The sequence below is a fragment of the Vibrio alfacsensis genome, from assembly GCF_019670485.1.
In the GTDB taxonomy this organism is placed as follows: Bacteria; Pseudomonadota; Gammaproteobacteria; order Enterobacterales; family Vibrionaceae; genus Vibrio; species Vibrio alfacsensis.
Genome location: NZ_AP024165.1, coordinates 2,381,500 through 2,394,923, shown reverse-complemented (window position 1 = coordinate 2,394,923; position 13,424 = coordinate 2,381,500). Strand labels below are relative to the sequence as shown.

Sequence of the window (13,424 nt, the reverse complement as noted above, 5' to 3'; positions counted from 1 at the left end):
ATCTCTTTCCTCTTGGTGGCAATTATTGTTGGCGTGGGTTGATGGTAGTTACGGCTTCGTCAAAACGACCGTAAGTCCCCGTTGCTTTGTCTGCGGCTTCTGCAGCAGATACGCCTTCGTTGATGGCTTTCATCATCTTGCCGAGATTGAGATATTGGTAACCAATCACTTCTTTGTTTTCGTCTAGCGCGAGTTTTGTTACGTAGCCTTCAGCCAACTCCATGTAACGCACGCCTTTTGCTTTAGTTGAGTAACTAGTACCCACTTGGCTACGTTGAGTTTGACCAAGGTCTTCCAGTGCCGCGCCAATTTCCAAGCCGCCTTCAGAGAAAGCAGATTGAGTACGACCGTAAACAAATTGAAGGAAGATTTCGCGCATCGCGACGTTGATAGCATCACATACCAAGTCGGTATTCAGTGCTTCAAGAATGGTTTTGCCAGTTAGGATTTCTGCAGCCATCGCGGCTGATTGAGTCATGCCTGAACAGCCGATCGTTTCGATCAAAGCTTCTTCGATGATGCCGTTTTTGACGTTAAGAGTCAGTTTTGCTGCGCCTTGTTGAGGAGCACAAGCGCCAACGCCGTGGCTAAGACCAGAAATCGCGATAACGTCTTTTGGATTGATCATTGCGCCTTCAACAGGGATCGGTGCAGATGCATGAAGATCGCCGCGTTGAATCGGGCACATTGATTGGATTTCGTGTGAGTATTGCATAATGTTTTCCCAGTGTATTTTTAATTTTTGAGAAAACAGGGGCGGGGTTGGAGAAGAGTTGAATTGCTCACTACAGAACTCTTGCTTTCACAATATAGGTGGAAGCATTTCCAACAGGGCTAACCTGTTTTCGTTTCTGTAGGAGTCATTAGCTTTAAAGCGGTTCGAACCTTTCGATTCCGGTGGTACCCCATCACCGTACCGATTTAGATTAGATCTAAGTCACACTAATCTGCAACATGAAATTTAGAGCAATTTGGGATATTAAATCGGTTCTTTATATTTCTAGAGATATATGGCGATAAATAAATGACATAAAAAAACGCCGCACGGTGCGACGTTTTTTCTAAACAAATGAGAGGCTTATGCAGCGTCTTCTTGTTCGCTATTTTCTTCAACAGCTTCAAGCTTTTTCGCTTTCTTTGGGGTAGGGCGACGTTTTGCGCCTAGAGCGTAAAGCACTTCTTCTTTGTTTTGCGCAAGGAACATAGCAAGATCTTCTTGCTTGCTTTCGTCTTCTAGAACATCACTTTTACCTAGCAGAGCGAACAATTCGTCCGCCATATCCAGCATCTTATCGTATGCGTCAGCTTCCGCTTTAGAGGTAAAAGTCATTTTCTCTTCTCCATTGCGTTCTACCACGTACTTGACGATTACAGCCATGGTGTTGGTCCTCTAACTTGATGAATTTGTACTGGCTGTTTATACAGTTTTTAACCAGTTAAGTCTAGCGGCACTCTTAAGATTGAGAACCATGTATAACTAAGTGACCAGCATTTGAACTGTCTATCTCGAACTATCTATTTTGAGCTAGTCACCTTTTAGGAGCGGGTTCTCTGGTCGCTCCCAATCTCGGCAGAACTCAATGAACGTGCGTAGCAGTGGGCTTTGGTATTTCTCTTTATGCACTAGAATCCAAAATCGACGCTTCATGTCTAACGGCATTTCAACCATCTTAACCCGACCATCTTGAATGGCGTGATCCGCTGATAGACGAGATAAACAGCCAAGTCCTAGCCCCGCAGAAACAGAGTTGATTAATGCTTCAGTTGTATTGAGTTGGAAAGCTTCGTGCCAATGCTCAATGCGCGGTGCAATGACACGCATGAAAAACTCTCGAGAGCCCGAGCCTGCTTCACGTAAAATCCAGTCACTATTCTCTAAGCTAGCAAGTCCATTTATTCCTTTGTTCGCATAGGGGGAATCGGGCGCACAGATGACGCACATCTCATCTTCACTAAATTGAGTTGAATGCAGTTCAGGATGGAGCGTCTTTCCCTCAATGAGTGCAATGTCGAGTTCGTAATCTGTCAGCATGTCGCAGATTTGTGCTGAGTTGGAGATAAACAAACTTTGCTGCTGGTGGTGGGTTTGATGTCTAAAGTCACTGATCAAATAAGGTGCGACTTGGTTGCCGATGGTATCGCTAGCCCCGATACGCAATTCTCCTGATAAGGTTAAATCCCCATCGAAGATTGTCTCAATATCGTTTGCGCGGCTAAGTAACTCATCGGCAAGGGGTAAGAGCTTATGTCCTTCTTGGTTTAGGATCAGGCGGTTATTCACTCGGTCAAACAGATGATGACCAATTTGTTTCTCCAATTCAGACAGCGCCATGCTTACCGCGGCTTTAGAAAGGAACAGGCTTTCAGACGCTGCTGTGAGCGTCTTATGCTGGGTAATGGTGGTGAAAACTTTAAGCTGTTTAAGAGAAATATGACTGGCCATGAATTTCCGTTAAGTAATATTGAACGTATGTTCTAAATAATTAGATATATTGGAACGAAGTGCAAGTGTAAGATACATCCCATAGAAAGTTAGCCTGATTTCGAGGTCGTCATGATTCAAAGAACAAAAGCAAAAGTAATGGGAGCACCAACCCCAATGGCGGGTTTAGCGCTTGGTATTGCGAGCTTAGGCTGGAGTTGGGAAAACTTCGCTGAATTACATGGCTATGGACAGTGGATAAGCGCGGGTATTGCAAGTGTATTACTCGCAATCTTGGCGATTAAATTTCTTTTTCACAACCATCTGTTGAGACAAGATCTCGCGCACCCAGTGGTCGGCAGTGTTGTTCCAACGTTTGCGATGGGCACCATGGTGGTATCCGCCTCTCTTGGACACTTTTTCCCAATTGTAGGTAATGTATTGTGGTTAGCCGCAGTAGCGCTGCACATTGGATTCCTTGTGAGCTTCTTGTATCACCGCGCGAAAGATTTTGAGCTTCACCACATGGTACCAAGCTGGTTCGTACCACCAGTGGGTATTATCGTTGCTGACGTATCATTCTCTGGTAACCCAGCACTAGCACCGATTGCGCATGGTGCATTGGTGTTCGGTATGGTCGCTTACGCAGTGATGTTACCAATTATGATTTACCGTTTCATGTTTACCCATGAGATCCCAGATGCTGCGAAACCAACCATGGCAATTTTAGCGGCACCAGCGAGTCTATCGTTGGCTGGCTACTTAACCGTTACAGCAACCCCATCGCCAGTGATTATTGCTCTACTATTTGGTATCGCAGTATTGATGACAGCCATCATTTACTTGGCGTTCTTCAAATTGTTAAGACTGCCATTTAGTCCAGGTTACGCAGCGTTTACTTTCCCAATGGTGATTGGTGCGACGGCTCTATTTAAAACAGCGAATTGGATGGAGGCAAACGGCCTTGCTGCTCAATATGTACATCAAGTTCGTGGTTTAGCGGGCGTAGAGCTTATCGTTGCAACAGTAGTAGTAAGTTATGTGGCATTTCAATACATCAATAACTTGCTAATTAAACCTCGCTTGGTAGTGGCTCATCATGCTTAAATTATTGGCTCACCACGCTTAAGTTGGGTCTTAGTATTTGGCCCCATGGTTGCTGACCATGGGGCTTTTTAGTTTTGTACGATCTCTCTTTAAGGTGTTTTTGTTTGACGTTAAGGTTGGAATCTCACCACTCTTTGCATAATTTCTAACCTTTTGTTATTTAAGCTATCGAGATCGCTGCGGGTTTATTTTGGGCTGTGCTAAGCTTGCTAGCAGTTTCCAACGGCGTTCGGTGCTCATACTTTGTTTACTGTCTATCACTCCAACCAGGTCGATGTTCTTAAGTCACTTCTTGTCGAACTGATTCGCATTAATCCATTAGAAAATCCATTTGAAAAAGAGCAAATTCTGGTGCAGAGCCCGGGTATGTCTCAGTGGTTAAAAATGGAATTGGCAAAAGAGTTTGGTGTTGCCGCGAACTTAGATTTTCCCCTGCCAGCGACGTTTATCTGGGATATGTTCACCCAAGTTTTGCCTGATGTACCAAAGCGAAGCGCATTCAATAAAGAGTCGATGACGTGGAAATTAATGCACTTGCTCCCAGGCTTACTACACGACGATGCATTCGAACCATTAGCTCGCTATCTTCAAGATGACAACGACAACTCTAAGTTGTATCAACTGGCCGAGAAAATCGCCGATATTTTCGATGGTTATTTGGTGTATCGCCCAGAATGGATTGCAAGCTGGGAAGCGGGACAAACCGTCGCTGAACTTGAAGATGAACACCCGTGGCAGCCGATTTTGTGGCAAGCACTGTACGATCATACTGTGACGTTAGGGCAATCACCTTATCATCGTGCCAATCTGTATGAACACTTTATTGATACGCTTGAGAGCTTTAACGGTAACTTCGACCATCTGCCGAAACGTCTTTTTGTGTTTGGCATTTCGTCATTGCCGCCACGCTACATGGATGCCCTAAAAGCCATTGGTGAACATATCGATGTGCATTTGATGTTTACTAACCCTTGTCGTTACTACTGGGGTGAAGTCCGTGACCGTAAATTCCTAGCGCGGTTAGCAGCAAAACATCGCCAGCACGTGGTGTGGCAAGAAGACCATTCTGAAGTACAAGGTGAGAGTGAGCAGCTAAAAGGGTCACTAGAAGAAAACGTGATTGATGAACTGCATACCGATGTGGTGGGCAATAGCTTATTGGCTTCGATGGGTAAGCTAGGGCGTGACAATATGTATTTGTTATCGCAACTAGAATCCCATGAGATTGAAGCTTTCGTTGATGTCGAGCGCGACAGTCTGCTCCATCAACTGCAAGCAGACATTCTTAACCTAGAAGAGCACCAAGACGACCAGCAAATCGACAGCAGTCAGCACAAACAAGTGGTGAGTTTGGGTGATAAATCGCTCAGCTTGCACTCTTGTCATAGCCCAATGCGAGAAGTGGAAGTGCTGCACGACCAGCTTTTGGCGATGTTCGATGCCGACCCAACACTGAAACCGCGCGACATTATTGTCATGGTGGCGGATATCAATGCCTACAGCCCTGCGATTCAAGCGGTATTCGGCAACGCCCCCGGTGAGCGATTTATTCCTTATTCGATCTCAGACCGAACGGCTGATCAAGAAAGCCCGATTTTGGCAGCGTTCATGCAATTAGTGAATTTACCTAATACGCGTTGCTTAGCATCTGAGCTATTAGAGCTGTTAGAAACGCCTGCTATTTTGAAGCGATTTGATCTCAGTGAAGATGACTTCTTACAAGCGAAACGTTGGGTGGAAGAGTCGGGTGTTCGCTGGGGATTAGATGCGAATACAGGCTGTGAATTTGAATTGCCAGAAACCCGCCAAAACACATGGCAATTTGGTATCCAGCGTATGTTATTAGGTTACGCAATGCCAGAATCTTCCGGTTTGTTTGAAGCGCAAGAGGGTAGTCTCTCGCCATACAACGAAGTGCAAGGTATGGGCGCAGAACTTGCCGGCAAGTTAGCCCATTTTATTCAACAAATTAGCCAGTATCGCAGCAAACTTTCCCATGTTCAGTCGATTGATGCATGGCGTGAAACCTTGGTGGCGATGTTGGATAGCTTCTTCTCTGTTGAGCTGGAGGGGGAAATGGCGCTCAAGTCCATTCGAGATACCTTAAGCCAACTGAAAGAACAGCTAACCGATGCGGCATTTGATGATGCCTTGTCGCCTTCTATTGTCAGTCAGTATCTACAAAACAAGCTGTCAGGAACACGGGTCAGCCAGCGTTTCCTTGCTGGACAAGTGAACTTCTGTACTCTGATGCCGATGCGCTCGATCCCATTTAGAACCGTGTGTCTGCTGGGTATGAACGATGGGGTCTACCCGCGCTCAATGCCACCAGAAAGTTTTGACTTAATGACAGGGCGCACGAAACCGGGCGACCGTTCACGCCGAGATGATGACCGTTACCTATTCTTAGAAGCCGTGCTGTCTGCGCAACAAAGTTTGTACATCAGTTACGTTGGGCGTTCTATTCAAGATAACACCGAGCGTGTGCCGTCCGTGTTGGTGTCTGAGTTGATGGAATATTGCCATCAGAACTATTGCCTAGATGGTGATCAAGACCAGCCAGTCGATGATTCAGGCGATAAGCTACTCAACGAGTTAGTGAATGTGCATGCAATGGTGCCATTCAGCCCAAGCGCATTCCAAGGTTCTCATTCAAGCTATGCCAAAGAGTGGATTCCAGCGGCGTTGACCCAAAGCAGTCAATGGCAAGGTCATGCACGCCGTGAGTTTAACCGCGCATTGGATAATTACTTGCTTGGTGCGACTTTCCCCATTGAGTTGGATTTGGTTGAATTGCAACGTTTCTGGCGCTTGCCAGTGCAGTATTTCTTTAACCGCCGTTTGAAAGTGATGTTCGAGCCACCATTGCCTGTGATGGAAGACGATGAGCCATTCGTTTTAGGCGGCTTAGAAAGCTACCAAATGCGTGATGAACTACTAGAAACCTTGCTCGAAACCGCCATTACCCAACCGTCCGCAAAAGCAGATGTACTCAAGCACTTTATGAGTGAGCAACGCGCACAGGGCAAATTACCGGTTGGCGCATTTGGTGATATCGAGTTTGAAACCAACCGCGTGCAAGCGGAAGAGCTGGTGGATAAGTTGGCGTTCTTATCCGGCGCACCGCAAGACGATTTAGAAATCGACCTTACCTTTGATGTGCTTGGTGAAGGAAAAAACATCCGTCTAACCGGTTGGCTAACTCAATGCTATCAGTCCGGTTTGATTCGCTACCGCAGCGGTAAAATTCGTGCGCAGGATTACCTTGCTGCATGGATTGATCATCTTGCTATGTCTGCCTCTGGTCACGCTAGAAAGACCCACGTTATCGGTTATGACCGCAAGGAAGGCGCGGTGCATTTAGTTTACCCAGCAATGGCAGATGCGGTACAAGCAAAACAACTTCTTGCTGAATTAGTACGTTTGTTTTTTGAAGGCATGACCAAACCATTGCCATACTTCCCGAAAACAGCACTGGCGTGTGTTGAGGCGGGCTTTAGTCGTGGCCACTGGGTTGATGACGAAGAGAAATCGCTGAAGAAAATGGCGGATGCATTCAATGATGGCTACATGAGTCCAGGCGAAGGAAATAACGTGTATATTTCGCGTATTTGGCCAGCTTGGAATGATGAGCTAGCGGCAGAAGTTCGCATGCTGACCGCATTGGTTCTTCAAGGCGCAAGATTGGCGGCGATGGATGCCGATGATGAAAAGTAAGTTGGATTATTTAGATAAAGAAAAGAGTAGGGTGGCCGCCAGAAAATCATTATTTTTTGTAGGGCGTTCGCTGTACGGCCACAAGGTCAGAGGGACCATGATTCTTTTGAGTGTAGCGGCCTGTAAGGCTTGGCTTATCTCGTGAGGCGCATACTAACGGTACTCCCAAATGATAACCGTGAGTGAGATCGCACAAAGGTCTAAACATTCCAACCTATTAGATAGATTAATAGAATTTTTAACGATAGATCACATTATAGGATGTGTTGATCTTTAGAAGCGATTTGCCTTTGAATATCAGCACGTTCTTGTTGAATACTTGGAGAGATTCAGCGTTATGGCGCAAATGTCAGTTCCAACTCCACTGCAAACCATGACTTTTCCATTGCATGGTGCAAGGCTAATTGAAGCATCGGCGGGTACGGGTAAAACCTTTACTATTGCGGGTTTGTACCTGCGACTCCTGTTAGGGCATGGCAGTGCCGACACAAAACATCGCGTGCCGTTGACCGTGGATCAAATTCTGGTGGTGACCTTTACCGAAGCCGCAACGGCGGAGCTGCGTGATCGTATTCGTGCTCGTATTCACGATGCGAGGATCGCATTCGCTCGCGGTCAAAGCTCAGATCCCGTTATCCAGCCTTTGCTCGAAGAAATCGAGGATCATAAACAAGCTGCTGAGATCCTATTGCAAGCCGAACGCCAAATGGATGAAGCAGCGGTCTACACCATTCACGGTTTCTGCCAACGCATGCTGACGCAAAACGCCTTTGAATCCGGTAGCCGTTTCAACAATGAGTTTGTGACGGACGAAAGCCATCTTAAAGCGCAAGTGGTTGCCGATTACTGGCGTCGCAACTTCTACCCTCTGCCATTTGCTTTGGCTGGAGAAGTGCGTCAACTCTGGGGCTCGCCATCGGATCTGCTGTATGAGATCAGCAACTACCTCACGGGTGCGCCTTTGACTCTTTCTGTTCCGGCAATGCAAGGCAGCCTTGCCGACTTGCATGAGCAAAATTTAAAGCAGATTGATGGATTGAAAGCCCAATGGCGTGATAGCCAAGATGATTTCCTCGCGCTGATTTCAGACTCTGATATCAACAAACGCAGCTACACCAAAAAGTCTCTACCGACGTGGTTAGAAGCCGTCAATGCATGGGCAGCGACAGAAACTACGGGGTATGACTATCCAGATAAGCTGGAGAAGTTCGCACAAAATGTGTTACTTGAGAAAACCCCAAAAGGCACCGCGCCGCAGCACCCTGTGTTTGAGGCGATTGAAGCTTTCCTAGCAAACCCAATCAGTTTAAAAGCGCCGCTATTAGCTCATGCGATTGAGCATTGTCGCGTGATGCTGGCAAAAGCAAAAAATCAGAAGCAATGGTTGTCATTTGATGACTTGCTGACTCAGCTTTCTGCCTCGATTGATACCGATGAAACTGCATTGCTGACAGAGCGTATACGCACGCTTTATCCGGTAGCGATGATCGACGAGTTCCAAGATACCGACCCACTGCAATACAGTATTTTCAGCCGCATTTATTTGGATAATCCTGAGTGCGGTTTGTTTATGATCGGCGACCCGAAACAGGCTATTTACGGTTTCCGTGGTGCGGATATCTTTACCTACATCAAGGCGCGTAACCAAGTTAGTGCTCACTACACGCTTGGCACTAACTGGCGCTCAAGTGCCGATATGGTATTGGCAGTGAACCAGATTTTTGCTCTACCAGATAGCCCGTTTATTTATGACTCCGACATTCCATTCCATTCCGTGGATTACAGCCCAAGTGCTGACAAACGCGTTTGGACCATGGGTGGTCAAAAGCAACCTGCACTGACTTATTGGTTGCAAGAAGCGGAGGATAAACCTCTGCCAAAAGGTGAATACCTTACCGCTATGGCAGAAGCGACAGCAAGCCAAATTCAAACTATTTTGACCGCAGCGCAACAAGGTCAAGCGTGTCTGGTCAATGGCGAGAAGCAGAAGTCAGTCAAAGCGGGCGACATTGCGGTGCTGGTACGAACGGGTAGCGAAGGTCGCATGGTCAAACAGGCGTTAGCCGACCAAGGCATTGCCAGCGTGTACCTTTCTAACCGTGATAGCGTGTTTACTAGCTCTGTCGCGCAAGACTTACAGCGTTTGCTGCAAGCGGTATTAACGCCAGAAAACGATAGAGCATTGCGTGCCAGCCTAGCATCAGAATTGTTCGCTCTGGATGCTGCTAGTTTAGACGCGCTTAATAACGACGAAACCGTATGGGAAAACGCGGTTAACGAGTTCAAAGAATACCGAAAGCTTTGGGTGCAACGTGGTGTATTACCTATGCTGCGAGCGGTGATCAGTAAACGCCATATTGCGGAGCGTCTGCTAGAAGAAGGGGCGAGCTCACAAAGCGAAAACGGTGAGCGAGTACTTACCGATTTGATGCACATTGGTGAGCTATTGCAGCAAGCGAGTAACGAATTGGACAGTGACCACGGTTTGCTGCGTTGGTTAGCGCAATCCATCAGCGATGCAGCGCACGGGCTAGGAGGCAGCGATGACCAAATTCAGCGTTTGGAATCAGAGCGTAACTTGGTGCAAATCGTCACCATTCACAAATCAAAAGGTCTGGAATATGACTTGGTTTTCTTACCATTTGTGTTTGGTTACCGAGAAGCAAGTGAAGCCAAATACTACGACGCTGAGAACGATCGGACTGTGCTTGATATCTCGGGCAATGATGCGTCGTTAAAACAGGCAGATAAAGAGCGCTTAGCTGAAGACTTGCGCCTTATCTATGTAGCGCTAACGCGTGCCGTGTATGCCTGCTTTATTGGTGCTTCACCACTACGCAATGGTCGCTCAACCAAAGAGCCAACCGGCGTTCATCACAGTGCGATTGGTTACTTGGTGCAAAATGGTCAAGAGGGCGGCATCAACGACCTGTTTGTAGGGTTGAAGAAGCAACAAGAGAATCTCGATAGCGTAGTGATTTGTGACCCTCCAAAGCAGCACGATGAGATGTATGTTGCGGAGCAAACCGAGCTGGAAGCGTTGACAGCCAAAGAGCTACAAAACCCGATTGATAGAAACTGGCGCATCACCAGTTACTCGGGCTTGGTTAAGCAAGGTTCCCATCATGCCGAGCATGACGCGACGATTGAAATCACCGGCTTTGATATCGACTCTTCAGAAGAGCAAGATGAAGCGGAGTTGGTTGAGCCAGAACGCTCTATCTTCAACTTCCCGCGTGGCGCACGTCCGGGTACTTTTCTGCACAGCTTATTTGAGGAAATTGAGTTTACTCAACCAGCGACGACGGAAGAGAACACCCACATCATCCTCGGTTTGATGGAAAGCGAACAGCTTGATGAGGAATGGCTGCCAATCCTGCAACAGTTGATTGATACCGTGCTGGCAACGCCTCTGGATAGCAAAGCACTACTGCTCAATCAAAAAGGCCCGGCACAACGTTTGGTTGAGATGGAATTCTTACTGCCGATTGAAGTGCTATCTGCACCAGCATTGAATCGTGTGATTCAACGTCATGATCCGCTGTCTGCTAAAGCGGGCGATCTGGGTTTCCAAACCGTGCAAGGCATGTTGAAAGGCTTTATTGACTTGGTGTTTGAGCACCAAGGCAAATACTACGTCCTCGACTGGAAATCGAACCACTTAGGCGATGATGTGTTCCACTATCATGGCGATGCGTTGAAGTCGGCGATGGCGGATCATCGCTATGATCTGCAATACCAAATCTACGCTTTGGCACTGCATCGTTTCTTACGCAGCAGATTGCGAAATTATGATTATGAACAGCACTTTGGTGGTGTTTATTACCTGTTCTTACGTGGTATGGATGGGCAAAGTGATCACGGCATTTTTTCTGCCAAGCCAACCTTTGAATTTTTACAAGAGATGGATCATTTGATTGATGGTCAAGCACCTGACACGCGATCCAGTGAATCGGGTCAGATGGAGTTAATTTGATGAAAACCAATGATCTTCTTTCTGCACAAAACAGCCCTGTGGCAACACCAGATCTAGTAGCAACGCCAGATCTATTGGCAACTTTAGAATCGTTAGCGAGTAAAGGTGCGATTCGTCAACTGGATTTCCAATTCGCGCGCTTTATCTATTCGCAAGTTGAGCAACAAGCGAACAGCCAAGAACTGGCATTTATTGCTGGCGTGGTCAGCAGTGAATTAGGGAAAGGACACATCTGTTTACCTCTGTTTGATAGCCAAGGGCAACCAGCAGATTTTGCCAGTAAGCTCGGTCTGTTCGGGGAGTCTGCGCTGACGCTTAATACTCAGCTGCAAGGCGTTAACTGGGTTGAGCTTCTGCAAGCGTCGCCTTTGGTTGGTGCTCAAGGTGAAGCCTTGCCAATGATGTTTGATGGTGAGCGTCTCTACTTGCATCGTTACTGGCACTATGAAGTGACGTTGGCGGACAAACTCAACCAACTCAGTGCGGCTGTAAACCTTCAGCCTCAAGAGTTCACACGTTTGTCTGAGTTGCTGCATCATTTATTCGCTCGTCAGTACCACTTTCTGTTCAATGCGTTAGCTAAATCGGCAGAGGCAGGAACCAGCAACCAAGTGCTACGCCAGCAGCTAGTCTGTGACCATTTGGATGTGGTCACTGTAGACAGTCTCGATTGGGCTGCAATTGATACGGCAGTCAACCAAGCGAAACAAGTGCACGATCTGCAAGTGCTGGACAAGCTTGTGCCGTTGTCAGCTTGTGTTAACTGGCAGAAGGTCGCGGCAGCGGTGGCACTGACGCGTCGTTTTGCGGTGATTTCCGGTGGTCCGGGTACGGGTAAAACTACTACGGTAACCAAACTGCTTGCCGCATTGATTGAGCAAGCAGGACAAGAGAAAAACCTCACCATCAAGCTGGTGGCGCCAACAGGTAAGGCGGCAGCACGTTTGACGGAGTCTATCGGTAAAGCAATTCAAGAGTTGCCAGTGGAGCCTGAGCTTAAAGCGAAAATTCCAACCGAATCGAGCACTTTGCATCGACTACTGGGCGCGATCCCAAACAGTGCAGAGTTTCGTCACAACAAACAAAATCCGCTACACCTCGATATTTTAGTGGTGGATGAAGCCTCCATGGTCGATCTGCCGATGATGTACAAAGTCGTCGATGCGCTACCAAAACACGCACGTTTGATTCTTCTGGGAGATAAAGACCAATTGGCATCGGTAGAAGCAGGTGCGGTGCTAGGTGATATCTGTTCGTTCCACGCATTTGGCTTTGGTAAAGATCAGGCGTCTGCGGTCGCGAAGTTAACAGGCTTTGACACTTTGGCGTACAGCACCAACAGTAATGCTTCGATTGCCGATAGCTTATGTATGCTGCAAAAGAGTTACCGATTCGATGCTCGCTCTGGTATCGGCCAGCTAGCAAAAGCGGTCAACGCTGGCTCAGCCGCAAAAGTAGACGACGTTTGGAATCGTGATTTTGCTGATATCGAGCATTTCGCATTGAGTAGCCAAAATTACAATCAGATGATGCAGACTTTGGTCTCCGAATATGGTTGTTATCTAAAACGCATCGGTCAGCAAGAGATTGACCAGAAGACTGGAGACCCAGAAACGTTGACCCACAAAGCCAAAGCCGTGCTGGATACCTTTAACCAATGTCGCTTGTTGTGTGCCATTCGTGAAGGTGATTTTGGTGTGACAGGTTTAAACCAACGCATTGAAAAAGCATTAGCAGCACGTAAGTTGATTCAAACCCAAGACGAGCTTTGGTATCACGGCAGACCAGTGATGGTCACGCGTAATGATCATGGCTTGGGATTGTATAACGGTGATATCGGCATTTGTATGCGAGACGAAAGCGAAAGCGAACCGCGTCTTAAGGTGTTCTTTGAACTGCCAGATGGTAGCGTGAAGTCGGTGTTGCCAAGCCGAGTGCCTGAGCATGAAACCGCATATGCGATGACGATCCATAAATCGCAGGGCAGTGAGTTTGAGTACACGCTGATGATTTTGCCGCCAGATTTCAGTCCAATCCTTACTCGTGAGCTGATCTATACCGGCATTACTCGCGCGAAGAAACGCCTTGCGATGTACGCTGAGATGAATGTTCTCAAACGTGGCATCAAAGTGAAAACCACTCGAGCGAGTGGGTTGGTCTCTCGCTTATCTAGTTAAAACAAAAAGACCGAGCACTGTGCTC

General features: G+C 47.2%; 7 protein-coding genes and 1 riboswitch. Of the genes, 4 read left to right on the top strand and 3 right to left on the bottom strand.

Annotated elements, in window-relative coordinates; translation table 11 throughout:
* Window positions 1-22: 22 nt before the first annotated feature.
* The 3 genes from VA249_RS11015 to VA249_RS11005 all read right to left on the bottom strand — a co-directional run bounded on the left by VA249_RS11015 (window position 23) and on the right by VA249_RS11005 (window position 2,443).
* Window positions 23-715, bottom strand: a complete 693-nt coding sequence (locus VA249_RS11015) for an iron-sulfur cluster assembly scaffold protein (RefSeq protein WP_005386501.1) — start codon at window positions 713-715, stop codon at window positions 23-25.
* Window positions 716-847: 132 nt separating this feature from the next.
* A riboswitch (Fluoride riboswitch) is annotated at window positions 848-922 on the bottom strand.
* 156 nt (window positions 923-1,078) lie between these two features.
* The gene (locus VA249_RS11010) at window positions 1,079-1,378 is read right to left on the bottom strand and encodes a YebG family protein (RefSeq protein WP_128810310.1); all 300 of its coding nucleotides are present in this window, start codon (window positions 1,376-1,378) and stop codon (window positions 1,079-1,081) included.
* Between the two features lie 147 nt (window positions 1,379-1,525).
* On the bottom strand, window positions 1,526-2,443 hold the full coding sequence (locus tag VA249_RS11005) for a LysR substrate-binding domain-containing protein (protein WP_221068004.1): 918 nt from the start codon (window positions 2,441-2,443) through the stop codon (window positions 1,526-1,528).
* A gap of 111 nt (window positions 2,444-2,554) precedes the next feature.
* On the opposite strand from VA249_RS11005, the gene VA249_RS11000 reads away from it, so the two are divergent.
* The 4 genes from VA249_RS11000 to recD all read left to right on the top strand — a co-directional run bounded on the left by VA249_RS11000 (window position 2,555) and on the right by recD (window position 13,399).
* On the top strand, window positions 2,555-3,529 hold the full coding sequence (locus VA249_RS11000; RefSeq protein WP_221068003.1) for a TDT family transporter: 975 nt from the start codon (window positions 2,555-2,557) through the stop codon (window positions 3,527-3,529).
* 243 nt (window positions 3,530-3,772) lie between these two features.
* Window positions 3,773-7,246 carry an exodeoxyribonuclease V subunit gamma gene (recC, locus tag VA249_RS10995; protein WP_221068002.1) on the top strand — a complete coding sequence of 1,158 codons (3,474 nt, stop codon included), beginning with the start codon at window positions 3,773-3,775 and terminating at the stop codon, window positions 7,244-7,246.
* Window positions 7,247-7,583: 337 nt separating this feature from the next.
* The gene (gene recB / locus VA249_RS10990) at window positions 7,584-11,222 is read left to right on the top strand and encodes an exodeoxyribonuclease V subunit beta (RefSeq protein WP_221068001.1); all 3,639 of its coding nucleotides are present in this window, start codon (window positions 7,584-7,586) and stop codon (window positions 11,220-11,222) included.
* Complete coding sequence (gene recD / locus VA249_RS10985) at window positions 11,222-13,399, top strand: exodeoxyribonuclease V subunit alpha (protein WP_221068000.1); 2,178 nt, start codon at window positions 11,222-11,224, stop codon at window positions 13,397-13,399. Before recB ends, recD begins: the two co-directional genes overlap by 1 nt.
* The last annotated feature ends 25 nt before the right edge of the window (window positions 13,400-13,424 follow it).